Below are 24,603 nucleotides of genomic sequence, written 5' to 3'. Positions count from 1 at the left end.
CTCGCATGGATCCGCCTATCCATATGATATGATAGATTACACGATACGCTGATTCATTCGATAAAGGAGTCCCGGTTCCCATGGATATTAAATTCCGATTCCCCAATATGATCAATACCTTGCAGGTAACAGGCTGCCATTTCGATCATCAACCGCCGGGGTGGCACTATCCGAGACATCATCACCATCTGTTCGAGCTTCTCTATTGCATGGAGGGCGAGGTTGAACAGGAAATCCACCGGGACCGCTTCACGCTGCGGGAAGGCGAATGGCTGCTGATCAAATCGGGGGTGCGTCATCAATCTTCGAACCGTTCGAGCAGGCCGTACGGTTATTTCAATGTACATTTTGATCTGGACGATACCGACATTCGGAGCAGATTGTCCGCTGCGCCGTTCCGCCATTTTCCGAGATCCGTGGGAGAACGGACCAAGCTCGGCGAATATGTAAAAAAGCTGGAGGGAATTATCCCGCGGAGTCTGAACATCAAGGAAGGGATCTCCGACCAGACCGGTCAGCTCCAGCACGAGCTTTCGTTCGAAGAGCGGCTGCTTCTGCAATCCTACACCCTGCTGATCATACATGAGGTGCTTATGCTTCTAAATTCCCCCGTGCTGGGTCCTGCGCTTCCTTCCCAAGCCCCTTCATCGGCGGCTCCTCGCCCAGCATCAGCGATGACGGCCGATGTAGCACATGCCATCGAAGAGAAGCTGCTGTCGGGATTATCCGGGGATGCTTCGGTCAGCCGCGTTGCTCGGGAGCTTAATCTAAGCCGCAGCCAGTGCAGCAAGCAGTTCACCAAGATTTATGGCATGTCCCCAAGGCAGTATGTCAGCAGGCAGAAGCTCAACCTGGCTAAGGAACTCCTGGTAACGACTAACCTGCCGGTCTATGCCATCGCCGACAAGCTCGGTTTCCGTTCAGCAAGCCATTTCTCGAGACAGTTTCGCCGCTGGACCGGACAATCGCCGACCGATTATAAGCCCCGTACCTAACATTGACACTGCCCCCGCATTACCCGGGAGATCGGCAGCGCGGTACCGTCCCTTCATGACGCTTCCCGGGCAGAGCGGCTATTCGTTATTAGGATGTGTCTTCCAAATCAAGCAAGCCAAAAACTCCGGATTTGAGCCGCTTCAAGCTGAACATTTCTCCTTTAAGTGATTTTTAGTTAGTTACTTGACAATGAATAGATGAGTCTGTATGATACAACGTATTGTTATTCCTATACGAAAAGTTAGCTAATAACATTACTAGGGTTTGACGCCGTCATAGTCACGGTTAAAACATCTAAAAAAAGGAGTGAACGACTCAAAATGAAAAGCTATGCTTCTGCAGGCACTTTGATCATAAGGGTTGTCCTAGGGATTATCTTCTTGGCCCATGGGCTGGATAAATTCGGGAGTGGCATCAGCAATATCGAGGGCTTCTTCGAGAGCCTTGGCATTCCGGCATTCATGGCTTCGGTTGTCGCCATAATCGAAATCGTCGGCGGAACCGCTCTCATTCTGGGCTTCGCCACCCGCATCGCTTCCGTTGTTCTAGGAATCGTGCTGATTGTTGCCATCGTGCAGGCCAAGCTCGGGATGGGATTCCTGAACGGCTACGAGCTCGACGTTGCGCTTCTTTCCATGGCGGCCCATCTTGCGCTGAGCGGCAGCAGCCTGCTATCCGTCGATTCATTATTTACCAAGAAGCGCTAGGTGTAAGCCTGCGTTACAACCGAGCAGCCAACGGCCGATTGCCCGAAGATCGGCAGCGGCAGCATTCCAAGCATACTCCGGCCATCGTGCCCCTCATAATAGGAAATCAACATTAAGAAAGCTGCACCGATATCCCGGTTTGTCCGGATATCAGGTGCAGCTTTCTTGTTCTTGATAATGGATTTCCACAGCGCCAAAATAAACTTCAATCTTCTTGCTAAGCCGTTCTCCCGCTTGAGTCCACCGCTTGGGTCTGCTTCTTTTGCATACTTACGATGACGAAAGACAACCCGGCTGAAACCGCAATACAAACGGCACCGATGATGTAGACCATCCGAATGCCGAGCGTATCCGCAATCAGACCGATGACGGCGATTGAAATGCTCGTAATCGTTGAAAGCAGAATGCCGCGCGATGCGTATACCTTCGGCAGCATGGATGGCTCGATGCTCGTCTGGAAAGCCGTTTGCTGTGCAACGTCCCTCAGCTGATACGCCGGTCCCATTCCGATACACAGCACGAGTGCAACCATCGGAATGCTGTTCAGCCCGTACCACAGCGTCAGCAGGCTGAACACCGCGGAGCCTGCAGCCATACAAGCGATCAAATGCTTCTGGATAAACGATGAGAACAGAACCGTCAGCAGACCGCCCAGAATCGCGCCCGCATAATAGCTTGCATTAATAAAGCCCCACCATGCTTCTCCTTGATGCAGCACTTCCTTCACGTAAACCAAGGTAATGGCACCGACCCAGATCGTTCCGGCAACGCCTTCAATCATATCCATAAGCGTTACGATACGAAGCGTCGGGATACGCCATAAATACGACCACCCCTCAAGAATCGCCTTACGATTCGGCTTTGCACGCCGCGGGCCCGAATCGTCACCTGGCATTACCCGTGTGACAAGCAGCAGGCTGATCACCGATACCCAGATCAGGATGGCCGTAATGATTAACGTCGGTTGATGCCCGATCTGGGTCACCAGGAAGCCTGTGAAGGTGTAGCCCGCAATTTGCAGCGATTGCTCCGTCACCGACAGGGAGCTGTTCGCCTTTACAAGCCGGTCCGACGGCACGATTCGCGGCACGATCGACTGCAGGAGCGGAGTCCCCCAGCCGTGAGCGCAGGCGATCAGCAGGATCAAGATGCACAGCAGATAAACGTGCGGAGCGATGTATGGAAAAAACACCACAAGCGCGGTAACGAGCAACGCTTTTACAAGCTGCAGCCTAGTGAGAAGCTTGGCAAACGGGTACCTTTCCATAAGAAGCGGCACCGTGAATCCCGCCACGAATTTGGCTGCTGCATTGAGCAGCGGAAACAGCGCCGCGATAAACGCGGAGCCCGATTCCTGGTACATATAGGTAGTGATCACCATGATATATACCACATCAGCCAGCGAAGTGCCGGAATGAGCGGTCCAGTAACAGGCGAAGATTCCTCTATTCATTGCAGCCTCCATTCCTAAGCCCTAAGTCTCAATATGTATCTTAAAATCATATCATCGGCCGTCAGAATTTGTAAACCTCGGGTCCCTTGTGACGAGGAAATCCTCCATTAAAAAAACCTGCTTCCCGTGTTTAATACACGGGAAGCAGGTTAGTGTACCGGGAAGCGTCAAGATACGGCCTCAGCCGACCATCGGTCTTCTCCGGGATATGGACAACGCTTCTCCTTCAGCTTTGCCGTGATCTGCACGATACAGCCGCATACCAGGCATGTGGTGCCGCCTTGCAGCTTCGGGCATGACATGCAGGCATGCAGGCGAGTTTCATACTCGCTGTCGGAGACGCAGCGGTCCGAGCGGAACATCGGGGACGCCAGCACACGCTCAATCTGTTTGCTGTCGACGACATAATCGTCGCGGCAGCCCTTGCATCGGTTATCCGCCATGCGGATTACCCCGCCGTAATTTCGAAGACGGTCACGGACATCGGAGCGAGCTTCGCGTGAAGGATGCCTTCCTCCACTTCATAGGCACTGAAGGTCGACGGCGTAAGCGCGTCCGGTTCCTCAAAGGTGTTATGGGCGTCCAGCGAATCTGCGGCCAGCTGCTCAGCCTTGATTTTGAAGATCGGTCCGGCAAGACCGCGGAGTGCAACAGACACATCCGCCTGCGAATCATGGCTTACATTACACAGGCTGACATGGATTTTCCCTTCGGCATCCTTGGATGCAGAGACGGAGACTTGCGGAATCTTTTCGCCGTCCATTTCATATTCGGAGCCGCTGATGTGGGCATCCAGACGTTCCGCGTCTTGATGCACCTTATACATATTGAACACATGGTAAGTCGGCGTCAGCAGCATTTTCTCTCCTTCCGTCAAGATGACGGACTGAAGCACGTTGACGATCTGGGCGATATTCGCCATGACGACACGGTCATTATGCTCATGGAAGATGTTCAGCGTCAAGCCGGCAACGAGAGCGTCCCGAATCGTGTTTTGCTGATACAGGAAGCCGGGATTCGTTCCAGGCTCCACATCATACCAGGTTCCCCATTCATCTACGATCAAACCAATCCGCTTGTTCGGATCATATTGATCCATAATCGCGGAATGTCTCGTAATCAACTCATCCATATGGAGCGCCTTTTTCATGGTCGTAAACCATTCCTGCTCTGTAAATCCGGTCGCAGGGCCCTTGCCTGTCCAGAATTCGCCCGGAATCGTGTAATAATGGAGGCTGATCGCATCCATAAACGGATGGGCTTCCCTCATGACCGTCTCCATCCAGCGGTAATCGTCCACGTTCGGGCCGCAGGCGATCTTGTACACCTTATTCTCACCGTAATTCCGGACATAGGTCTGGTACTGGCGATACAGGTCCGCATAATATTCCGGACGCATATTGCCGCCGCATCCCCAGTTCTCGTTGCCCACGCCGAAATATTTCAGCTTCCAAGGCTTCTCCCGGCCATTCTCCTTACGCCATTCAGCCATCGGAGACACCCCGTCGAACGTCATATACTCGACCCATTCCGACATTTCCTGAACCGTGCCGCTTCCGACGTTGCCCGATATGTATGGTTCGCATTCCAGCAGCTCGCACAGCCGCATAAACTCATGGGTACCGAAATGATTATTCTCGACCACGCCGCCCCAGTGCGTATTGATCATCCGCTTGCGGTTCTCCCGCGGTCCGATGCCGTCCTTCCAATGATATTCATCCGCGAAGCAGCCGCCCGGCCAACGCAGTACCGGAATCTTGAGCTTCTTCAGAGCTTCCAATACATCATTTCGGATTCCTTCCGTGTTAGGAATCTTCGAATCTTCGCCGACCCAGATCCCTTCATAAATGCAGCGTCCCAAGTGCTCGGAGAAATGCCCGTAAATATTGCGGTTAATCGTTCCATGCGACACATCGGCGTTAATCGTAATAACATGACTCATTGGTTACTCGCTCCTCGCTGTACTTTTATAAATATTTATATGAATCAATTCATATTTCTTTAAAACAATGATATCGGGCATTTCTCCATTCGTCAACCCGGAAATTAAACGCTTTCACTAAAAATACATATTTTTCGCCCAAAAAATAAACCTGCTTCACCTGCAGGACGATGTGGTCCTGTAAGTGCAGCAGGTCTATATTGGTTAACGCATCGCCCGGTTAAGAAACTCCCGGGTTCGATCGACTTTCGGATGATGAAAGATTTGCTCTGGCGTTCCCGACTCGATCACTTGTCCGTGATCCATGAAGAGGATCCGGTCCGCTACATCCCGTGCAAATCCCATCTCATGGGTAACGATAATCATCGTCATATTCTCCCTGGCCAATTGCCGGATCACCTCAAGCACTTCCCCCGTCAGTTCGGGATCGAGCGCCGACGTCGGCTCGTCGAACAGCAGGATGTCGGGGCTCATCATGAGCGCCCTCGCAATGGCGACACGCTGTTTCTGCCCCCCGGACAGGTTCGCCGGGTAGACTCCCGCTTTATCCGAAAGGCCGACCTTCTGCAGCAGCGCTGTACTCCTTCTACTCACTTCATCCTTCGATTCCTTCTTCACGTATTTCGGTGCAAGCGCCAAATTATCCTGAACTGTGAGATGCGGAAACAGATTAAAGTGCTGGAACACCATCCCCATGCGGGAAGTGATCGTCTTGATTTGCTTTGGAGCGGAATATGCGCCGTCCTTCACCAGATATTGGTCCTGGACCTTGATCGATCCGCCGTTGATCTCTTCCAGATGGACAAGGCTCCGAAGCATTGTACTCTTTCCCGAGCCGGAGGGGCCGATAACGGCCACGACTTCGTTCCGTTGTATATCGAAGCTGACGTCTTTCAGCACGTCCAGCTGTCCGAATGATTTCTTCATGTGGGATACTTCAATAATCGCCATAGCAGCCATTCCTTCTATTGAAATTTAAATCGTCGTTCGAGGTATTTGAACAGCAGCGTAAGTACGAGCGTCATCAGCAAATAAATGATGCCTGCAATCACAAACGGCATGATGGTAACATCGCGGTTGACGGCTGTATGCGCGAAATGAAGCAGCTCCGGGACCGCCACCGCATACAGCAGCGCGGTGTCTTTAATCAGCGTAATGGATTCGTTCGAAACGGCCGGCAGAGCCACGCGGAACATTTGCGGCAGGATGACTCTGACCATCGTCTGCCATCTGCTAAGGCCGAGCACCTGTGCGGCTTCATACTGTCCCTTATCTATGGACAGCAGGCCGCCTCTGAAAATTTCGGCAAAATAGGCGGCATAGTTCAGCACGAAGGCCAAGCATGCCGCAACAAAACGATCAAAAACGAGATACTCCCCGATGACCGGCAGCACAGGCAGGCCGAAGCAGATGAACAGCATCTGCAGCAGCAGCGGCGTGCCCCGCATGACGTAGATATAAACTCCCGCAAACCAGGCGAGCGGCTTCACCGAACTTCTCGCCATTAACGTTAAGGCAAAGCCGAGCGGGATGGATGCAATGATGGCAATGAAGAACAGCAGTATCGTTGTCTGTGCGCCCTCCAGCATCGGCTTGCCGATCTGAATGATATAATCCAAATTCATGTTGATCACTATACTCCCGTTATGAAAACTCAAATTCAGAGTTTTTCATTAATGTCGTCAACAAAACCGGAGCCTTGGGTCAAAGTCCGGTTTCTTGATCATTTGCTATGAAAAGACTGCGTACATCATCTTGGTTCTGCGAATTATTTCAGTACCTTTTCTTCGCCAAACCATTTTTTAGATATCGAGGCGGCGGTACCATCGGCATTCAGCTCATCCAAAGCCTTCTGCAACTTGTTCAGCAGCTCCTCGTTGCCCTTCTTCACACCGATGCCATATTGTTCAGGCGCCAGAGTTTCTTCCAAAATCTTATAGGTGCCTTCTTCCTTGGACATATAATATTTCATAACGACCTCGTCAATCACGACGGCATCCACCCGGCCATTCTTCAAATCGCTTAAGGCAAGCACGTTGTCCGGAAATTCGGAAATGTCCTTCACTTGGCTATGGATAGCATTCGCACTGAGCGCATCGGCTGCGGACGAAAGCGACTGCAGGCCGATATTCTTGCCGGCCAGGTCACTAATGGTACTGATTTCCGAACCTTCAAGCACTGCTACGACTTGGCTGTTCTCAAGGTAAGGCTTCGTAAACAGCACCTTCTCCTTGCGCTCATCCGTGATTGTGTAACCATTCCAGATCAGATCGATTCGTCCGCTCATCAGCTCCGATTCCTTCGCTTTCCAGTCGATCGGCTGGAACTTTACCTCCATCCCCATCTTCTCTGCAGCGGCACGCGCATAATCAATATCGAAACCGACGATTTCGTTGTTCTCATCCCGGAAGCCCATCGGAGCAAATTTGTCGTCGATGCCGATCACCAGCTCATTCGAGCTGCCGCCTGAGCTTGAACACCCGATCACAGTCATTAGGATAACCAATCCTGCCAATAATGACGCCAATTTTTTCATGTATAAATCCCCCTTGTGACAATTCATGCAGCCATATTCAGGATATCGGTGATCCGTGCAATATGAAAATTTCTGCGTTTTGCTTTAGTGCGTTATCAGGACACCATAATACCATATTAGCAGAAAAGAGTCGATAGGTTCACAGAAGCTTCATCAACATTGTCGAAATAATGAAATTTATGTATTTTCATCCTATATTAAGGTTATTTTAATGATGAACTCAGCAAAACGGGAAACAATGACGAACGTTACACCAAACATCCAGAAAGGCGGTAACCCATATGAACCGTAAATATTTGAATTTCACCAGAAGACTTGTCTTGATGACGATCGCCATCGTCATGGGACTCGCCTATCTGCCCGGCACGACATGGGCGCAGGAGCCTGCAGGTAATGAGAATCAGGCCTCTTCTCCTTCTCGCCCTGCCGCACAAGACGGCCACGGTCAGCATAAACCCGGCCGCATGTTCAAAGCCATCTCCGATTATCTCAAGCTAGAGCCAGAGGTTCTGCGGGACAAGCTCAAGACCTCCTCGCTCGCTGAAATTGCCAAAGAGCAAGGGGTTTCCAGAGAGGATATGAAAGCGAAGCTCGTCGAGATGTTGAAGGAGAAAGTAGCGGCACACCCGAAGCAGCTTGGTAAATCCATTGATTACTCCGCGGCTGCCGACAGACTTCTCGATGCCAAAGGCGGGTGGAAGAAGCAGCGGGTGCATCATCGCCAAGGAAGAATGATTGCCGCCGAGCATGAACTTGCCCAAATGCTGAAGCTGTCGGATGACCAATTGAAGGAATCCCTCCGGTCCGGTAAAACCCTTGCCCAGCTGGCGAAGGAGCAAGGAGTAGCCGTGCAGTCCGTGATCGATCAGCAGGTTCAGGCATTTACAAAGCGTCTTGACCGAAAACTGTCGGAAGGGAAAATTTCCAAGGAAGAATATTCGGAGCATAAGGCGAAGCTTCCGCAGTTCGTAAGCGATGTCGTTAATGGAAAGCTGGCGCCGCCCGCACATCCAGGCCGCAAGGACTCTTAGTCCATGCCGGCGATCCGAGTCAAAAACAAATAATATAACAAAGAAGTGTCGCTGTGCATGCAGCAGCACTTCTTGTCATTGAGGGACAGCATTGCAAATCTACCAAGAAGTTTGTTGATTTTTCTGGAAATTAAACTAGAATAGGGATATAATGCCGAGATTTACTTCTCTCAAATCGATCGAATGATATATTGGCAAACCCTTCGACCCCTTCTTCACGGGATCTGCTTCTACTCGGCATCCGTTAACCATTTTCATTTTCAAAACTATTTATTGAGGAGTTGTACGTTGTATGGAACCTAGAACGGTGTCAAGGAGGAGGCTTAAGGGCCGCAGCAGAATCAATATCAAGAAACGGATTGGTATATCGCTCATCATACTCATCCTGCTTGTCGGCGCTGGATATCTGTTCAGAAAAGAATTATCGTTGCTTGCCTTTAATACACTGCTCAAAAAAGATATCAAAGAAACGTTAGACAATTCCTACAAACCGTTTGGGTACGAGATTAGAAATACTCACGCCTATGAAGGTAAACCCTTTTCCTTGCTCCTTATGGGGATTGATCAGCGTGATCAAGAGCCCAGCAGATCCGATACGATCATATATTCCGTAATTCGACCTAAAGATAACAAAATCCTATTAGTCTCGATCCCCCGGGATTCATATACTGAAATAATAGGCAGGGATGTAAGATCAAAAATCAACTCTGCGTATGCTCATGGCAGAGAAAAAATGAGTATGGACACAGTTGCGTCCTTACTCAAGAACCGAGTCGATTATTACGCTACAGTGAATTTTAAAGGAGTTATAGACATTGTGGACGCAATTGGAGGTGTAAAGCTTCCGATAACCAAAGTAATTGAAAATAAGAACCCGAAGCATGAAAAATTAAGGATAGAGCCTAACAAACCGATGTATGACGGTCTTGATGCTTTAAGTTACGTTCGTTACCGAGAGGACTCCGATTTTAAACGTACCGAGCGGCAGCGAATATTTATTAGAGCCGTAACGAACAAAATTTTAGATTTCAAGAACGTCGCTAAAGTTCCTGAATTAATCGATATTGCGGGGTCCAATTTCACCACTAACATGGACCCTGATCTGATCCTGAAATTGGCTGAAACTGTTTATTTAAATGATACGCCGCCTGATTTTGAGAACCACATGTTACAAGGCCGGGGAAAAACGAGAGGAACCACTTGGTACTATGACCTTGATGCAGAAGATTTAGAATACACTCAAAAGCTTATCTCGAATTGGTTAAATAGCGATATTCATAAACAAGACCTTATTCACCCTCAAGATATGGACTAGGCAAAAGGTTCAGTGCAGCGCTGATCTGATCCCAGGACGAGCCGGATGTACTCATAAAGCCTTCTTGGGCCTTCAAGGCCCAAGTTACGGCACATATTGCTGGATGATCTTCACGACCTCGCCGTCTTCCACCGTGATGTGGAACGGGAACCATTTCATATCCACAATATCGTCTTTTCGATAGATATCGGTGAACTTGTCGAGGCTGACCTGCTGATTCCACACGACCTGGGCATCCTCATACCGTCCGGTATGATCATACAGCTGCAGGCGAACCTCAGCGTTTCCCGCTACGGGCAATGTAATCCGCTCTTCCGTATCATTAACAATATAATAGCCGTCCGGGGCTTCGGTCATTTCCGGGTCTTGCTCCCGCTCTCGGAAGATCGCGTTTGCTTCCTCGCCTTCGTACCATTCAATCGGATCGATTTCCAGATAGACCTGTCCGTCTTTCACCTCAAGCGCATTGATATAGGCAGCCTCCTGATTCGAAGCTTTCGGAACCGGCTCATAATTGTTGCTCGAGGCTACGCCAACCGAATGGATCATGAACAAACCAAGCAGCATCAACGCTCCCAATCTCCAAGCCGTCTTCTTCATACTTCTCATCGCTCCCTCAACATTACTAAGTGTGAAAGATCGTTTTCTCACCGTATATTACCCGAATTCCGTGAGATTGAAACAATCCTCTATGTATGATTCATACTACGATTATACGGAGCATCGCGCCAAAAAGGATGTCAAAGCGGTGTAAATTCATTACAATATCTCAACCTTCGCATTTCAATGACGGTGAATGCACATCCGCCGCGCTGTCCGCAACAAAAAAAGCCTGTCTGCCGAACCAATGGTTCAGCAGGGACAGGCCTTAACATAAGTATTATTGATTGAAAGCTTCGGTAAGCACGGGAACAATTTGCGATTTACGGGATACAACGCCCTTGAGCAGCGCTTTATTATCCGAAAGCGACACATTGTAGGCTCTTTCAACCGCCTTGGCATCCTTGCCAAGCGCGAGCGCAATCGAGTCGTTATTCAGAATGTCTGTAACAACGAACACGAACAGATCCAGGTTTTTCTTAGCGATAATCCCTTGAATGGCCTCTTCAAGCTCTGCTTGACGGGACAGAACGTCGTTTGTGTCAACCGCATTCACTTGGGCGATTTCAACCTTCGCTGCGCCCATGCTGAATTCCTTCGCGTCAAGGGAAATAAGCTGCTCGATCGTTTTGTCGCTCAGATCGGCACCGGCCTTCAGCATGTCGAGTCCGTAGCTTTCCGCATCGACGCCTGCAATCTCCGCGAGCTCGCGGGCAGCAGCAACATCTTCCTCTGTGCAGGTTGGAGATTTGAACAGCAGCGAATCGGATATAATGGCGGACAGCATCAGCCCTGCGATTTCCTTACGGACTGCAATGCCCTTCTCTTTGTAGATCTTGTTCAGGATCGTAGCGGTGCAGCCGACAGGCTCAGCGCGGTAGTACAGCGGCTGGCTTGTCTCAAAATTGGCGATCCGATGATGGTCGATAACTTCAACCACCCGAACTTGTTCGATGTCGCTAGCGCTTTGCTGGCGTTCATTATGATCGACAAGAATGACGTCCTGAGCCTCATTCGCAACGGTCTCTACCAGACGCGGTGCTTCGACGTTGAAGTATTTCAACGCATAAGCGGTCTCTCCGTTCACTTCGCCGAGACGTACCGGTTCAGCGTCGAGTCCGAGCTGTTTCTTCAAATCGGCATAAGCGATTGCCGAGCAAATCGTATCCGTATCCGGATTTTTGTGTCCAAAGATCAATGTTTTAGCCATAGGTTATTCCCCTTTCACATCCTAGATTAACCGTTTAAATCCATAAACAGATGTCACCTATCTGATTATAGCGTTAAATGCTCCTTATTCCAATGACTTTACAGAGAATTTTTGAATGGTCCCTTTTACACCAAGACAATCTCAGGCTCTGGAATAAAACCGAACCGTTGATGAATCGCCTCTGTAATGACATTCATCAGATATAATATATCCGTCGCTTTGGCATGATTCTGATTCAGGATCATATTGCCGTGATGCGGGGAAATGATCGCCCCGCCGTATTCCGTCCCCTTCAAATTCAGCTGATCCACCAAGGAGCCGATGGCAACTCCATAATCATAGTTATTTTTAAATACGGAGCCGCAGGAAGGGTAATCGAAATGCCGTTTACTTGTCCGGTACTTGATAATGTCGAGCATCGACTGCGGGGTCGGTATGCCTCTTCCCGCGAGCGCATGAACCTCGCCAAGGAAGAAGGAGAAGAACGACGGCAACGAGGATGGGTGACTTCCTCTCGTCTTCCACTCCTGCAACAGCAGCGCGGTAGAGCTGATCTGCTCCTCGGAGCTGACCGGCGTGTTCAGATCTGCCCCGATAATAATCCATGGATGGTGCTGGAATATCGACTGTTTGTAAGCGAATTGGCATTCTGAAGCCGGGATTGAACGGACGCTGAGCCCCGGATCCATCGTGTCGATATAATAAACCGTATCAAGAATGTCGCATACTTGGCTGGCATTATACTTAGCGTTCATATAGATGCCTGCCCCGACGCAGCCCGGCAGCAGGAACGTAAAGTCCAGCGAATCGCCCCCGCCAATCAAGCCCATAAGCGACAAGAGCGACATCGGCGTTCCCGACGCCACATACCATTTGTCATCCTTGACCGTCAGCTCGACAAGCCGCTTCAAGGAAATATACACCATGTCCTTATTCGGTTCGTCCGGAAACAGGATGTTGGAGCCCATGCCGAATATATACCACGGCATTCCGAGCCGCTTGCAATCCTGCAGCAGCTCCGCAAGATCTGCTGAAGTCTCCGGCATAGCCAAATAATTCGCCAAGCCGCCGACACCGTAAGTTGAATAATCGGATAACGGAACATGGCGCTTGCACAATCGATCAATTGCAGATTTATGTAAAGTCATCTTAGACACTCCCTATCATTTCACTTTCACACAGCGGATAATCGCCTGCCTGTGGGGATGTTACATAATTATGATGCAACTCGTCGGTTGGTGTCAATCGGAGGGGTCACAAGCATGAGTCCATAAAAAAACCCTTGACTGCAGCGCGCGCACTGCAATCAAGGGGTGTTGATCCACTTCGTGAACGAAACGATCGATTACTCCAGGAAATCCTTGAGACGCTTGCTGCGGCTCGGATGACGAAGCTTACGGAGCGCCTTCGCTTCAATCTGTCGAATCCGCTCGCGCGTAACGCCGAATACCTGACCGACCTCTTCAAGCGTTCGGGTCCGCCCGTCCTCAAGTCCGAAGCGAAGCCGAAGCACGTTCTCTTCACGATCCGTCAAGGTATCGAGCACTTCCTCAAGCTGCTCCTTAAGCAGCTCGAAGGCGGCAGCGTCAGCTGGCGCCAGCGCATCCTGATCCTCGATGAAATCCCCCAGGTTCGAATCGCTCTCCTCGCCAACCGGCGTCTCGAGCGATACAGGCTCCTGTGAAACTTTGAGGATCTCCCGGACCTTCTCCGGCGTAATATCCATCTCCTTGGCAATTTCCTCCGGCGTCGGTTCCCGCCCAAGCTCTTGCAGAAGCTGTCTGGATACACGGACGAGCTTATTGATCGTCTCTACCATGTGAACCGGAATTCGAATCGTTCTCGCTTGGTCGGCAATCGAGCGGGTAATCGCCTGCCGAATCCACCATGTCGCATAGGTGCTGAACTTGAAGCCTTTGGAGTAGTCAAACTTCTCCACCGCTTTGATCAATCCCATATTGCCTTCCTGTATCAGATCAAGGAACTGCATGCCCCGACCTGCATAACGTCTGGCAATGCTGACGACTAGACGAAGATTGGCTTCCGCCAGACGTCGCTTCGCATCCTCATCGCCTTCCTCGATACGCTTGGACAGCTCCACTTCCTCATCGGCTGAGAGGAGGGGAACACGGCCGATTTCCTTCAGGTACATGCGAACCGGATCGCTAATCTTGATGCCTGGCGGAAGGGAGAGGTCATCATGAACTGCAAAATCCTCCGCGGGAGAATTAGCCGCTTTTTCCGCATCCACTACCTCACGATCCAATGCAAAATCCGCACTCTGACGGTTCTCCATTCTATGCCCCCCTGTTGACAATCCTATAATTTTGTGCTAATCTATCATTAGGTCATTATGACATCTACCTAATAATTATTTATCCTTCATTCTATCATATTACGCCTATTTTTTCAACTTCTAATATATTCTAGTTCCAGCACGGCAATCTCTTTTGAAGAGGTTGCCTTTTTTGATTGAAATACGTACCGGGAGATCCAAAGGGGCATTCGTTGCTCAATCCCGGGAATGCCTGTTGTAGTATATGTTCACGGATGTTCTTCAAGTACATAAGGATGGCGAGAACGGGCCAAGACCGGATCATGACGAAATCAGTCCCCCTGTCCTGCCTTGGCTTGACGCTGAAGGAGAAAAGGCTTACTTTATCTCCTTCAGCACTGCCCTCGTATCCTCATTTAACCGTTCGATGTCCGGCATGTCCGCCGGCTCGTCGTTCAATTGGTACCGCTGCTTGAGCGCCAGGGTTGCCAGCACGCGTTCATCCAGCACCTCCCCGGAAATCACGCCCGATTCCACGGCCTCCGTGATGGCTTGAATGACAGCCTCCTCCTGTGCATAATCGTGTCCGATCATGACGATATTGGTTCCGGCCAAGATCGACTTTACCGCGGCCTCGCCGGCATCGATATTCTTCGTAATGGCACCCATTGTCATGTCGTCCGTGATGACGACACCATCAAAGCCCAGCTCCTGCCTTAACAGATCCGTGATGACCGCCTTAGAATAGGAGGACGGCGTTGTCTCATCAATCGCCGTCATAAGCAGATGCCCGACCATCACAACGTCTGCGCCTTGCTCGATCGCTTTACGGAACGGCGCAATCTCCAGCTCATGCAGCCGCTTTATATCATGAGTTACGACAGGAAGCCCAAGATGGGAATCGACTGAGGTATCGCCATGGCCCGGGAAGTGCTTCACGACCGGCACGACGCCCGCTTCCTGAATCCCTTTCATGGAAGCAATGCCCTGCCTGCCCACCTCTTCTGCCGTCTCACCGAAGGAACGGTCCCCGATCACCGGGTTGTCCGGGTTGCTGTTCACATCGAGCACCGGCGCATAGACCATATTTATACCGATCGAGCCTACTTTCCGTCCAATAAGCTCGCCGACCTGACGGGTGAAGTCGGGGTCATTCCCGCTCCCCACCTTTCCGCTTGACGGCAGCTTGACATATTCCTCCGGGAAGCGGGTGACCCGCCCTCCTTCCTCATCAATGCTCAGCCATAGCGGCACCGGATTAGACGCATTCGCCTTTTTCAGCTCGTTAAGCAGCGTTACGGCTTGGCTGGTGCTTTCGATATTATCCTTAAAGAAAATAAACCCGCCGACGTGGTAGGAATCCAGCATCTTGCGGGCGACGTCGTCCATGCGCGTACCCTCGATCCCGACCATGACAAGCTGGCCAATCTTCTCTTTGTCTGTCATTTTGGAGAGCTGTGCGGCTGCGGCAGCCATTGCAGGGTCTGAAGCTGCCCCGCTTTCCTTGGACGGATCCCCTTCCTCTTCAGAATCCGAAGCCCCCGTGTTACTTGCGGGCCCACCCTGCTCCTCGTGTTCAGCAGGCGGCTTGGCGGCGTCGCCTTCCTGCTGCTGTCCATTCCCGGATGCCGAATCCGCAGATCCGCTTCCCGGCATATTGGTTCCTGCTCCGCCTTGACAAGCCGGCAGCATCAAGATCATGACCAGAATGATCGCCCATATCCCTGCTTGCTTATGTTTCATTAACTGCTTCATCTTCTTAGAGCCACCACCCTTTTTATAAACCTTGCTACGTATTTATTCGGCCCCGAAACTTCAATTTCCTTTTTCCTAACCGATCAGGTTCAGCTGCCTGGCCTGTTCCTCCGTCAAAATGAATTGTTCCGTGTCGGCGATTTTGTCGTCCTCATTTAGACCGAACATCAGCATAACGTCATCCCATATTTTCCGTTCCATCGCTTCGGCTTGCGTAATGATAATCTTCACAATGGGTCACTCCTTCCTGTTTCGCTCATTGATCTTCTTCTTCACATCCGGCTCAAACTTGGCCTATTACCTATACAACCTGTTCCACGGATTCGAATCTCTCGGCCCTCCAAAGCCATTACCCACCCTAGTATGGATGCATGCTCGGCGTACGGATTCGAACCGCTGACAGCTTCCTGCAGGCGGTATCGCTCTTTCTATTTCAGAGGAAATCCGCCATATGCGCACTGTCGCATGAACAGCAGCAACAAGCTGCCGCCGTGAAGCAGGAAAGAGCCTGCAGTTAACTTCTGCAGGCTTTACCAATAATATGTCAATGATTATGCAGGATAATGCCGAATCCAGGACATCGCGATCGTTCCTTCGCCGGCATGAACGCCGACGACCGGGATGAACGTCATGACTTCCGTCTTCACGCTCGGATGCGCGCCGCTGATTTCCTTCCGAAGCTCCTCCGCTTCCTCCTCGTTGTTCGCATGCATAATGCAGACCTTTTTAATCATTTGAATCTCATGCTTCAACGTCTCCAGCATTCGCTGTCTGGCCTTCTTGAACGTGCGGATCTTATCCTCAACAATCACTTTGCCCTCTTCGAACCGAAGCAACAGATGGATCCGGAGCAGATTGCTCAGAAGCAGCTGCGTCCCGGATACTCTGCCGCTGCTGTGCAGCCGGTGAAGACTGGCGGGGATCAGATAGAAGGACATATTATGGACCAAGGCCTGGATTTTCTCCTTGATCGTCTGTACGGTATCGCCCTGCTTGTGCCACTCAATGCCGGATCGTATCATCTCGCGGAGCGGAAAGGCTCCTGCTCTCGAATCTATTCCTACCACGGGTACCTCAGCTATTTCGGCAGCCTGGATCGACGAATGCAATGTCCCACTCAGCTCGGACGAGCAATGGATCGCAATGACATCATCATATTTTCCCTTCAGGGATTCGTATAACTCGATGAATTCCCCGATCGGAGGCTGTGAGCTGCTGACTTTGGGTTCATCCTTCATTTTCTCGTAAAAGGCTTCAGCCGTCACATCAATGCCTTCACGATACGTTTCTTGTCCAAGAATCAATCGCAAGGGCACAATATAGATATGATGGTCCCGGGCGAACGCGGGATCGATCGTGCTTGTGCTGTCGGTAACCCATGCTATGGATCTCATTATGTTGTTCACGTCTCGCTTTCGTATTTATGAAATAGTTATGGAAGCGATTTAAGCCGCTGAACCCATCATATCTCACCATAGCTGCGCATGCAAATGGAAGGAATATCTCCACTGTATTCGTGATTTTGCAAAATCGACATTCGTGGTTTTGCAGGATTGTCGTGGAATGGTCCCTATTCTTATCCGTTATTTTTAGGCGGCGGGTTGTATCCTTTTTCGCCAAACGGCTCAAGCTTCCGAATCCAATGCTCTTCCCGCTTATTCACCACGTCCTTCATATCGAAGAAGACGCCCGGCTTAGGCTCGATCTGCTCCAAAATTTCAAATTCAAACGCATCCTCGCCAAATTCGTTCCACTCCTGCTGCAGCGTTTTGTTATAGCTGGTTCCCATCTGCAGTTCAAAGCGCTTGCCGTTCATCGTTTTCAAGTTCGGCGTGCCCGCGACAAACACTTTTCCATTCACCTTGTTCCGGATTTGGTAGACACCGGCGATGATCTTGATTTCCTTGTACATCTGCGTCAATTCCGCTCTACGGTTCATTGTTACCTTGCCTCCTCTTGTATTACTGCACTGCCTCTAACAACCCGGGCTCTAAGCTTCCCGATGCTACAGCCTTAGACCATAAGTACAAGCTGGCTGTTCGGCTCTTGATTGTTCCTGTTAACTGCCCACCAACGTGACCAGCTATGTCGTCAGCCAATATTCACTGCCATCATCCTTCCGGTCGATAAAGCCGTATTCGACCAAATAACGACGAATCGTAACGTAATCGGGATTATCGCGGCCGATCAAATCATTAACCTCCGTCTCGGTGTATACCCTGCCGGGCTCAAAGCGAGTCGCGATTTCCCGAAGCACGACATACTTCTGCTTCTCCCTAAGCTTGAAGGTCTTCAGCGGGCCTTGAGTTCCGTGCGGAAACACCTTTGCCAAAATCGCCTGCCGCTCCTCCTCCGTTACGTTATAGCGTTCATCGACCATTCGGGCTTGCTTCGGAATTTCCACGATCGCCGGCGCATGATTATCCTTCTCTTTAAGCAGCTCCATCATGGTCAGCAGCACCTTCGACTGGCGTTCCTTCTCCTTCAGCGCAAACCGGTGATTTCGGATCGTGGACGCGCTGCCGATCCCCATCTCCTGCTGGACTTCCTTATCGCTCTTCCCTTGATAAAACAGCTGCAGCAGCCGGTTTTGATGCTCAGTCAGCCCTGTCAATTTTTTATCCAAGCCCGACAAATATTGAAATACCGAGCCATGCTCACGCTGAATGTGAACCTTCATATATCGTTCAGCTTCATACAGCTTGTCATGATCGGGGTAAATGATCCCCTTCTCGACGGATTTGCCGCATAAAAGGCACATGAAGTCTGCCTCGTCCTCAACATAGCCCCGCTTCAATTCATCGACCGACGCATTCCAAAATCGTTCCGTATGATCCAATTCAACCACCACTTTTCATATATTGAGCATCATGTTAATCATATATTGATTATATAGACATTTTGTTATTTTGTCTATTTTTTTGGACGAGATACAATGGAATCAGCCTATATTGCCAGATCGGAGGATTTATACTTACCTTTGCCCCATTTCGCTCTATTAAAAAATATTCGGAAAATAAAACCTGCTGTCGTCAAAATTGAAAAAGCCCCGTTACCGGGGCTTCATTGCATGACCACAAGGACTTCATAAACATATTCTGCAGCCAAAACTATTGTCTGCTTGCTTGCACTTCCTTATGCCAAGCTTGAACGTCCCGGCTTAGCCGCTCCACGATCTCAGGGTGAAGATCCGCCAGATTGGAGCGCTCCCCGGGATCCTTCGACAGATCGGACAGATGAACCTTATCCGGCACCAGGCGCTCGAAATCAAGCTTCCCGTTCAGCACCAGCTTCCAATCCCCTTCCCGAACGGCCAGTTGGCCTTGGTACTCCCAGAACAATTGCTTATGCGGCGACGGCTCGCCCATTAGCAGCATTTCCTTCAGGCTGCTTCCATCCAGCTCTGCGCCTTCAAGCGGTCCTGACGCCGGATCGACGCCAGCCAGATCCAGAAAGGTCGGTACGATGTCCATCATAACTCCAACCTCATCGCGTACTTGTCCGCCTTCCAATCCGTTCGGCCAGCTCAGGATGGCAGGTTCACGGATTCCGCCCTCGAACAGGCTTGCTTTATGTCCCCGAAAGATTCCCGCGGTCCCGCCGTAATACACGTCTTCCGTTCCGTCGAGCCAGTTCCGGCTCTCGGAGGACGGTCCGTTATCGCTGGAGAAGAAGATGACCGTATCCTCGTAACAACCGGCAGCCTTCAGGGCCTTCACGATCTCCCCCACGCCGTCATCCACCGCGGCAATCATGGCAGCCATGACCTGCCGATCCCAAGGCAAATGAGCAAACCGGTCCATGTATTCCTTCGGGGCATGCATCGGATAGTGCGGCGCATTGTACGATACGAACAAAAAGAACGGATCCTCCTGCTCCCGAGATCGCTTGATGAAATCAACCGAACGTTCCGTGATCAATTCTGTCATATACCGGCCGTTCTCCCAAACCTCCGTTTCGTTTTCCCATAGATCATGCAGAGGATTGACGCCATGGCCTTGGCCCCAGTAAAAAATATGCGAATAAAAATCGATGCAGCCCGCCTTAAATCCGAAAAACTCATCAAACCCATGCGCGTTCGGACTGGTTTCCTCGGATACGCCAAGATGCCATTTTCCATACAATGCCGTTCGATACCCCGCGGGCTTGAGCGCCTTCGCCAGTGTCACTTCGGTGGAGGGAAGTCCATCCAATCCGCGCTTTGCCCCCAGGACTTCGCCTACTCCCGCTCGGGCCGGATATTTGCCTGTCAATAAAGAGGCTCTTGACGGAGAGCAGACCGGAGAGTTGGAATACCAATTCGTAAAACGGATGCCTTCACCCGCCAAACTATCCAGATTTGGGGTTGTCACAGTATCGGATCCATAACATCCAAGGTCCCCATAACCTAGATCATCACAATAAATAACGATAAAATTCGGTTGTTTCATGTCTCCATTCACCTCTACCATGCATGACTTGTACCTCATCATCGTAACCTTTAGCAGGACTGCGCGGAATGCTCAATTCTTGCAATCGTTATACAATATGTTGCATAGTTTGAAATAACAAAAGAAATGGCTGAGGCATAGCCGGCAGGAGGAACCATGACATTTAATAACCTTCACTCATCCAGAGAAGAATACTTTAACAACCCGGCTTCATTTGAAACTCAATTGGGTTTATGGATATACAAATCCGGTTCTCAACCCTTTTTCACTGAAAAAGTCGGTCCCCGGTCCGTCGAGTTCTATAGTATACATTTCGTTGCCAGCGGCAAGGTAAGATTCGGTTGGGACGGCAGCAGCGTCTCCCTCTCGGAAGGGGATCTGTTCTGCCTCTTCCCCGGTTCGGTCTATACGTACGTCAAGGATTACGACCAGCCGTCTACCACGATCACCTGGACGGCTTTTATGGGCGAGCAAATGCCATCCATATTGAAGCATGTCGAGTTATGCGCGGAGCGGCCCTATCGTCAACATGCATTCGGGGACAACGCCTTGGCTGTCATCAAGGAGATTCAACGATTGCTCCGGCAGCCCCAGCTGGACCATAGCCTTCAGCTGATGTCGCTGGGCTTTCAATTGATCCACAGCATCGATCCGAACCGGCACCGGAACTCAGCCTCTTCTTCGGCTGCGTGCGACTGGCTTGAATCCATCCCCGGGTATATGCAGCTTCATTGCACGGAGAATTTGTCCGTGGAACAGCTCGCAGCTTGGGCCGGCGTTCATCGCAGTCATTTCACCCGAGCGTTTACCCGCAGGTACGGCATCTCCCCGTCCCGCTACATGCAGCAGTTGATCATGGAAAAAGCAACCCGCCTGTTATCCGCCGAGGGCACCAGCATTACGCATACCGCCTTATCCCTGGGGTATTCGGATTTGTTTACCTTCTCCCGTGCCTTCACACGGTATTTCGGAATAACCCCGAGTGCTTTCATGAAGACACAACGCCCTTTAACTCCAGCGCAAGAAGAGCATCCTTGATTTACGGCGATTCATCTGGATGATATCGAGATCCGCCCGGATACTATTGCGATCCATCTGGATATCCCTGGGATTCATCTCGATGCTATCGGGATTCATCTGATGTTGTTTTGGCCTCCAGGCAGCCCGGATGGATTTTCGACTCTGCCTTCCGTCAGCAGCGCCCTAAGCGGCTTCGCCTTTTCCATAATATGGGCACTGTTTTTCTGGCTCTCCTACAATCTCTTCTTCCTCCTATGAAGCGAACCTGCTAAAATATAGAGGTTGCTGCTGTCAAAATTAGGGGGTATCATCATGGGAATTATACAACGGTCAGCAAATGAGCTGCGAACCTGGCCGCGTAATATTAAGCTTTTTTTCCTTGCCAATGTGCTGTACCAGTTCGGTACAGGCATGTTCAGCGTGCTCTACAATCTGTACATACAAAGCCTCGGCTATAATGATTCCATGAACGGTACCGTAGTCAGCGTTCAATCCCTGGCTACCGCGCTGATGTTTATCCCGATCGGCTTGATCGGAGACCGCACCAGCCGCAAACGGATCCTGGTGCTCGGCGCTTTGCTCAGCGGTGCAGGATTGATCGCCCGCTCCCTCTTTGAAAGCGAATTCAGCTTAATGGGGCTGGCAATATACACCGGATTGTTCGCTTCGTTCTTCCAGGTGCTCGCCATTCCTTTTCTGGCGGAAAACACGCCGAAGCAGGCGCGCATGCGCATCTTCAGCATTCACGCCTCCCTTGTGCTTGCTTCCCAGGTGCTTGGCAGCATGGGAGGGGGATTCCTGGCCGATGCCCTGCAGGCGCTGGGCATGAACAAAGTCGGCAGCTTGAAGTTCGCACTGCTCATCGGGGGCGTTGCCACCTTCGCTGCCTTCGTTCCGCTGCTATTTACAACCGACAAGCGGGAATCACTCGAACCGCAGCCTGTCCATCCCGACCAGGAAACGGTACCGAAGCAGCAGCCGTCCTTCACGAAAGACAAGCCTTCACTGCAGCCTGCAGCGGCCGGTCCCGGTAAGACATCACACCGCGAAGATTATAGAATCATCGGCCAATTCGCCTTGGCCCAGCTGCTGATCGGGCTGGGCTCGGGCCTCGTCGTGCCGTATCTGAATCTGTATTTCACGAACCGGTTCTCGGTATCGCTCTCGGCGGTCGGCATTCTGATCTCCCTGGGACAAGTGATGACGATCGTATCCATGCTGATCGGACCTACGCTGGTTAACCGGGTCGGCGCCGTTCGGGCCGTCGTCTATTTTCAGGTCATGTCCCTGCCTTTCCTGGTGCTGACCGGCTTTACCAACATCCTGATCGTGGCGTCCATCGGATTCCTGTTCCGTCAAGCACTGATGAACGCGGCCAACCCGATCCAATCCTCCATTCTGATCGACCGGGTACCGGACGAGAAACGCGGAATCGCAAATTCCGTGACCCAGACGGCGTTCATGATGGGCTGGGCGACGATGGGCCCGGTGCAGTCCGCTTTGGTTACCACCTACGGCAGCTATTGGGGTTATGCGATCACCTTTTGCATCACCGGCACGCTTTACGTCTTCTCGTCGTTTCTGTATTACCGCATGTTCCGGGAGCCTAAGCGTAAGAAGGTGCCTGAATCCGCCGCGTCTACGCTCTAGCTTCTTCGCGCAGCGGCTTGACATGCGAAGGAACGCCGCTGCCCCGCGTCGATATGAATCGGGCCTGAAAGCTTCCGCGATAGCGGAAAACAGGCCCGAACAGCGGGTTAAACACATCCACCCGAATCCGGTAGGTTTGATGCCGGTCATCATACCATTCGCACACGTCGGCCGTTCCCGTGAGTCCCGCCGGAAAGCGAAACCCAAGCCACCCCTCGTAGAACCGCTGCTCGCCTGAGCGAATACATATTCCGCCATTACCGCTGACCGACACTTCAAGGTCTACCGCTAAATGCTGCTTGCTTCCCAGATAATCCACGATGCCGTTTCGCTCTTGGCTGTAAATCATCGTCGCGTCAAATCTTCTAATGCCCGATGGAAATTGAAAGCTTCTGCACCAAGTCACCGTCTCTCGTCCGTAACGATCCAAATAGGCGTAGTTCTCAATCCGAAACGGGATATGGAGTCCCCGTTCAGGGAACATAATGTGGCGCACCGTTCCGATGTAGAGCGGGAGCTTTGCCCAGCGGGCATACCAAATCTCATCCATAGTCCCTTCGCCGATCGAGGCCACCATATCCTTGCTGCCGAACCCGAACCTCTCCTGGATTTTGGGATGAAGCTTCCGAAATTCCCGGCCTAGCGCCTGCTCATAAATGGATATCATGGGCTCTCTCCTCCTTTTGCCGCACCTTGCTTGTCCTTGGAGTGCCCGGCTCCCGCAAGCATCGGGAAGCACTTGGCAAATCTGTCGAAGACCAGGAGGCAAGCAGACATAGAACGAGCATCGTGCCGCTCAGAAGCAGCGGATTGAACGGTGCTTTAAGCCAGGCAGGCTCCGGGATGAGCGCTCCCAGCATCAGTCCCGCCAGCAGGACGGACTCGAGCCTGTACCACCATCGGCTCTTATGAAATGTAAGGCTGATCAAGCCAATACATATCTCAAAAACGCCCAGCATTCCAAGGATTGCGCGTTCCTGACCGCTCCACCAGCCGATGTGCTGCAGCATCTCCAGCTCCCCGCCCTCCGGGAACAGCAGCTTCGGCACCAATCCTTCGTAGATCCACAGCAGTGCCAGCGTCAATACGCTGCAAGCATGGATCCATGTTTGCCGGATCGACACGGCAGGCGGAATGCTCCTCTCCAGCCACAGCCGCAGCACGTCAAAGCTCCAGGCTGCAGCCTTCCCGAACATCGGACGAAACACCAGCCGGTCAAACCAAGCGCCGATCAGGCCGAATCGTGTCTTGTAATCGTATTGGGTCGAGAAGGTTATGACCCCTCTCCCTCCATCCCGGTATCGCCAGTATCCGCTGCCTTCGCGGATCAAAGATATGTTCTGATCAGAGCCAAAACGCAGCACTGACATCCGATCCCCGTCTTCCCGTCGCGAAAACGCATGGGTCACCCCAATTCCGGTGATCGTAAGACCGAATCCGATTCGGGTCTTATATAGAAACCGCTGATGCTTGGAATCGCCTTTAGGCAAGTAATGAATGCTCGAGAACCGCACGTCCCACTGCTGATGCAGCTCCGGACGCTGCGTATGCTTCCACAGCGTATCGAGATCCGACTCGATATCAATCTCCACATAGATCGGCTTTCTCTTCATGCTCAGACTCCTCCATACCAGCTTCATTACCGGCGTAACAGCATTTTCGTTCACCGGGTATTCATGCATT

The 24,603-nt window shown here is 51.2% G+C and carries 24 protein-coding genes and 1 pseudogene; 6 read left to right on the top strand and 19 right to left on the bottom strand.

Annotated elements, in window-relative coordinates; all coding sequences use genetic code 11:
* The first annotated feature begins 80 nt into the window (after window positions 1–80).
* Entirely contained in the window at window positions 81–995 is a 915-nt protein-coding gene (locus NSQ46_RS12335; RefSeq protein ID WP_144878758.1) for a response regulator transcription factor, read from the top strand.
* A gap of 321 nt (window positions 996–1,316) precedes the next feature.
* Complete coding sequence (locus tag NSQ46_RS12330) at window positions 1,317–1,703, top strand: DoxX family protein (RefSeq protein ID WP_341033080.1); 387 nt, start codon at window positions 1,317–1,319, stop codon at window positions 1,701–1,703.
* On the opposite strand, the gene NSQ46_RS12325 is transcribed toward NSQ46_RS12330, so the two are convergent.
* From NSQ46_RS12325 to NSQ46_RS12295, 7 genes are all read right to left on the bottom strand, one after another.
* Window positions 1,700–1,900, bottom strand: a complete 201-nt coding sequence (locus NSQ46_RS12325; protein WP_341033079.1) for a hypothetical protein — start codon at window positions 1,898–1,900, stop codon at window positions 1,700–1,702. The genes NSQ46_RS12330 and NSQ46_RS12325 overlap by 4 nt on opposite strands.
* Window positions 1,901–1,920: 20 nt before the next feature.
* Window positions 1,921–3,156 carry an MFS transporter gene (locus NSQ46_RS12320; protein WP_341033078.1) on the bottom strand — a complete coding sequence of 412 codons (1,236 nt, stop codon included), beginning with the start codon at window positions 3,154–3,156 and terminating at the stop codon, window positions 1,921–1,923.
* 167 nt (window positions 3,157–3,323) lie between these two features.
* Window positions 3,324–3,599 carry a DUF6171 family protein gene (locus tag NSQ46_RS12315; protein WP_007128531.1) on the bottom strand — a complete coding sequence of 92 codons (276 nt, stop codon included), beginning with the start codon at window positions 3,597–3,599 and terminating at the stop codon, window positions 3,324–3,326.
* A gap of 5 nt (window positions 3,600–3,604) precedes the next feature.
* Window positions 3,605–5,098, bottom strand: coding sequence for an alpha-N-arabinofuranosidase (locus tag NSQ46_RS12310; RefSeq protein ID WP_341033077.1), 1,494 nt, complete (start codon window positions 5,096–5,098; stop codon window positions 3,605–3,607).
* A gap of 204 nt (window positions 5,099–5,302) precedes the next feature.
* A complete protein-coding gene (locus NSQ46_RS12305; RefSeq protein ID WP_341033076.1) occupies window positions 5,303–6,049 on the bottom strand; it encodes an amino acid ABC transporter ATP-binding protein in 747 nt (248 codons plus the stop codon).
* A gap of 14 nt (window positions 6,050–6,063) precedes the next feature.
* A complete protein-coding gene (locus NSQ46_RS12300) occupies window positions 6,064–6,723 on the bottom strand; it encodes an amino acid ABC transporter permease (RefSeq protein WP_028406256.1) in 660 nt (219 codons plus the stop codon).
* Between the two features lie 143 nt (window positions 6,724–6,866).
* A complete protein-coding gene (locus tag NSQ46_RS12295; protein ID WP_028406257.1) occupies window positions 6,867–7,634 on the bottom strand; it encodes an amino acid ABC transporter substrate-binding protein in 768 nt (255 codons plus the stop codon).
* A gap of 281 nt (window positions 7,635–7,915) precedes the next feature.
* On the opposite strand from NSQ46_RS12295, the gene NSQ46_RS12290 reads away from it, so the two are divergent.
* Entirely contained in the window at window positions 7,916–8,665 is a 750-nt protein-coding gene (locus tag NSQ46_RS12290) for a hypothetical protein (protein WP_028406258.1), read from the top strand.
* A 292-nt stretch (window positions 8,666–8,957) separates the two neighbouring features.
* Window positions 8,958–9,980, top strand: a complete 1,023-nt coding sequence (locus NSQ46_RS12285; protein WP_342576814.1) for an LCP family protein — start codon at window positions 8,958–8,960, stop codon at window positions 9,978–9,980.
* An 84-nt stretch (window positions 9,981–10,064) separates the two neighbouring features.
* On the opposite strand, the gene NSQ46_RS12280 is transcribed toward NSQ46_RS12285, so the two are convergent.
* From NSQ46_RS12280 to NSQ46_RS12235, 10 genes and pseudogenes are all read right to left on the bottom strand, one after another.
* Window positions 10,065–10,580 carry a hypothetical protein gene (locus tag NSQ46_RS12280; RefSeq protein WP_040738154.1) on the bottom strand — a complete coding sequence of 172 codons (516 nt, stop codon included), beginning with the start codon at window positions 10,578–10,580 and terminating at the stop codon, window positions 10,065–10,067.
* 280 nt (window positions 10,581–10,860) lie between these two features.
* Window positions 10,861–11,790: a manganese-dependent inorganic pyrophosphatase gene (locus tag NSQ46_RS12275; protein ID WP_028406260.1), complete on the bottom strand. Its 930-nt coding sequence runs from the start codon at window positions 11,788–11,790 to the stop codon at window positions 10,861–10,863.
* A gap of 125 nt (window positions 11,791–11,915) precedes the next feature.
* Window positions 11,916–12,938 carry an FAD-binding protein gene (locus NSQ46_RS12270; RefSeq protein ID WP_342576813.1) on the bottom strand — a complete coding sequence of 341 codons (1,023 nt, stop codon included), beginning with the start codon at window positions 12,936–12,938 and terminating at the stop codon, window positions 11,916–11,918.
* Window positions 12,939–13,135: 197 nt separating this feature from the next.
* Window positions 13,136–13,990: pseudogene (gene rpoD, locus NSQ46_RS12265) on the bottom strand (RNA polymerase sigma factor RpoD); the annotation flags it as partial.
* Window positions 13,991–14,443: 453 nt separating this feature from the next.
* Complete coding sequence (gene nagZ / locus NSQ46_RS12260) at window positions 14,444–15,808, bottom strand: beta-N-acetylhexosaminidase (protein ID WP_342576812.1); 1,365 nt, start codon at window positions 15,806–15,808, stop codon at window positions 14,444–14,446.
* A gap of 87 nt (window positions 15,809–15,895) precedes the next feature.
* Entirely contained in the window at window positions 15,896–16,051 is a 156-nt protein-coding gene (locus NSQ46_RS12255) for a hypothetical protein (RefSeq protein WP_186311147.1), read from the bottom strand.
* Window positions 16,052–16,371: 320 nt separating this feature from the next.
* On the bottom strand, window positions 16,372–17,214 hold the full coding sequence (locus NSQ46_RS12250; RefSeq protein WP_210095067.1) for a DegV family protein: 843 nt from the start codon (window positions 17,212–17,214) through the stop codon (window positions 16,372–16,374).
* 182 nt (window positions 17,215–17,396) lie between these two features.
* A complete protein-coding gene (locus NSQ46_RS12245) occupies window positions 17,397–17,759 on the bottom strand; it encodes a GIY-YIG nuclease family protein (RefSeq protein WP_342576811.1) in 363 nt (120 codons plus the stop codon).
* Window positions 17,760–17,903: 144 nt separating this feature from the next.
* Window positions 17,904–18,659: a DUF2087 domain-containing protein gene (locus NSQ46_RS12240; RefSeq protein ID WP_144869253.1), complete on the bottom strand. Its 756-nt coding sequence runs from the start codon at window positions 18,657–18,659 to the stop codon at window positions 17,904–17,906.
* 271 nt (window positions 18,660–18,930) lie between these two features.
* The gene (locus NSQ46_RS12235) at window positions 18,931–20,250 is read right to left on the bottom strand and encodes a sulfatase-like hydrolase/transferase (RefSeq protein WP_342576810.1); all 1,320 of its coding nucleotides are present in this window, start codon (window positions 20,248–20,250) and stop codon (window positions 18,931–18,933) included.
* 156 nt (window positions 20,251–20,406) lie between these two features.
* Between NSQ46_RS12235 and NSQ46_RS12230 the strand changes: the two genes are divergently transcribed.
* Together NSQ46_RS12230 and NSQ46_RS12225 are read left to right on the top strand one after the other, a co-directional pair.
* Entirely contained in the window at window positions 20,407–21,288 is an 882-nt protein-coding gene (locus tag NSQ46_RS12230) for an AraC family transcriptional regulator (protein WP_342576809.1), read from the top strand.
* Window positions 21,289–21,582: 294 nt separating this feature from the next.
* Window positions 21,583–22,920 (top strand): MFS transporter, encoded by a 1,338-nt coding sequence (locus NSQ46_RS12225; RefSeq protein WP_342576808.1) that lies wholly within the window; start codon window positions 21,583–21,585, stop codon window positions 22,918–22,920.
* Here the strand turns inward: NSQ46_RS12225 and NSQ46_RS12220 are convergent.
* Complete coding sequence (locus NSQ46_RS12220) at window positions 22,910–23,587, bottom strand: DUF4166 domain-containing protein (RefSeq protein ID WP_213616972.1); 678 nt, start codon at window positions 23,585–23,587, stop codon at window positions 22,910–22,912. The two genes, NSQ46_RS12225 and NSQ46_RS12220, sit on opposite strands and share 11 nt — an antisense overlap.
* Window positions 23,571–24,533 carry a DoxX-like family protein gene (locus NSQ46_RS12215; protein WP_251537287.1) on the bottom strand — a complete coding sequence of 321 codons (963 nt, stop codon included), beginning with the start codon at window positions 24,531–24,533 and terminating at the stop codon, window positions 23,571–23,573. The genes NSQ46_RS12220 and NSQ46_RS12215 overlap by 17 nt, the downstream gene beginning before the upstream one ends.
* Window positions 24,534–24,603: the final 70 nt, after the last annotated feature.

Source organism: Paenibacillus sp. FSL M8-0142, from assembly GCF_038597315.1.
Classification (GTDB): Bacteria; Bacillota; Bacilli; order Paenibacillales; family Paenibacillaceae; genus Paenibacillus_AQ; species Paenibacillus_AQ lactis.
This window is presented reverse-complemented; position numbering and strand designations above follow the sequence as displayed.

Excerpts from the sequence above, each read along its gene's own strand:
- NSQ46_RS12330 (WP_341033080.1), top strand. The coding sequence starts at position 1,317 with ATGAAAAGCTATGCTTCTGCAGGCACTTTGATCATAAGGGTTGTCCTA.
- nagZ (WP_342576812.1), bottom strand. The coding sequence starts at position 15,808 with ATGAAACATAAGCAAGCAGGGATATGGGCGATCATTCTGGTCATGATC.
- NSQ46_RS12280 (WP_040738154.1), bottom strand. The coding sequence starts at position 10,580 with ATGAAGAAGACGGCTTGGAGATTGGGAGCGTTGATGCTGCTTGGTTTG.
- NSQ46_RS12270 (WP_342576813.1), bottom strand. The coding sequence starts at position 12,938 with ATGACTTTACATAAATCTGCAATTGATCGATTGTGCAAGCGCCATGTT.
- NSQ46_RS12220 (WP_213616972.1), bottom strand. The coding sequence starts at position 23,587 with ATGATATCCATTTATGAGCAGGCGCTAGGCCGGGAATTTCGGAAGCTT.
- NSQ46_RS12215 (WP_251537287.1), bottom strand. The coding sequence starts at position 24,533 with ATGAAGAGAAAGCCGATCTATGTGGAGATTGATATCGAGTCGGATCTC.
- NSQ46_RS12295 (WP_028406257.1), bottom strand. The coding sequence starts at position 7,634 with ATGAAAAAATTGGCGTCATTATTGGCAGGATTGGTTATCCTAATGACT.
- NSQ46_RS12320 (WP_341033078.1), bottom strand. The coding sequence starts at position 3,156 with ATGAATAGAGGAATCTTCGCCTGTTACTGGACCGCTCATTCCGGCACT.
- NSQ46_RS12300 (WP_028406256.1), bottom strand. The coding sequence starts at position 6,723 with ATGAATTTGGATTATATCATTCAGATCGGCAAGCCGATGCTGGAGGGC.
- NSQ46_RS12250 (WP_210095067.1), bottom strand. The coding sequence starts at position 17,214 with ATGAGATCCATAGCATGGGTTACCGACAGCACAAGCACGATCGATCCC.
- NSQ46_RS12335 (WP_144878758.1), top strand. The coding sequence starts at position 81 with ATGGATATTAAATTCCGATTCCCCAATATGATCAATACCTTGCAGGTA.
- NSQ46_RS12290 (WP_028406258.1), top strand. The coding sequence starts at position 7,916 with ATGAACCGTAAATATTTGAATTTCACCAGAAGACTTGTCTTGATGACG.
- NSQ46_RS12225 (WP_342576808.1), top strand. The coding sequence starts at position 21,583 with ATGGGAATTATACAACGGTCAGCAAATGAGCTGCGAACCTGGCCGCGT.
- NSQ46_RS12310 (WP_341033077.1), bottom strand. The coding sequence starts at position 5,098 with ATGAGTCATGTTATTACGATTAACGCCGATGTGTCGCATGGAACGATT.
- NSQ46_RS12235 (WP_342576810.1), bottom strand. The coding sequence starts at position 20,250 with ATGAAACAACCGAATTTTATCGTTATTTATTGTGATGATCTAGGTTAT.
- NSQ46_RS12275 (WP_028406260.1), bottom strand. The coding sequence starts at position 11,790 with ATGGCTAAAACATTGATCTTTGGACACAAAAATCCGGATACGGATACG.
- NSQ46_RS12305 (WP_341033076.1), bottom strand. The coding sequence starts at position 6,049 with ATGGCGATTATTGAAGTATCCCACATGAAGAAATCATTCGGACAGCTG.
- NSQ46_RS12315 (WP_007128531.1), bottom strand. The coding sequence starts at position 3,599 with ATGGCGGATAACCGATGCAAGGGCTGCCGCGACGATTATGTCGTCGAC.
- NSQ46_RS12245 (WP_342576811.1), bottom strand. The coding sequence starts at position 17,759 with ATGAACCGTAGAGCGGAATTGACGCAGATGTACAAGGAAATCAAGATC.
- NSQ46_RS12230 (WP_342576809.1), top strand. The coding sequence starts at position 20,407 with ATGACATTTAATAACCTTCACTCATCCAGAGAAGAATACTTTAACAAC.
- NSQ46_RS12285 (WP_342576814.1), top strand. The coding sequence starts at position 8,958 with ATGGAACCTAGAACGGTGTCAAGGAGGAGGCTTAAGGGCCGCAGCAGA.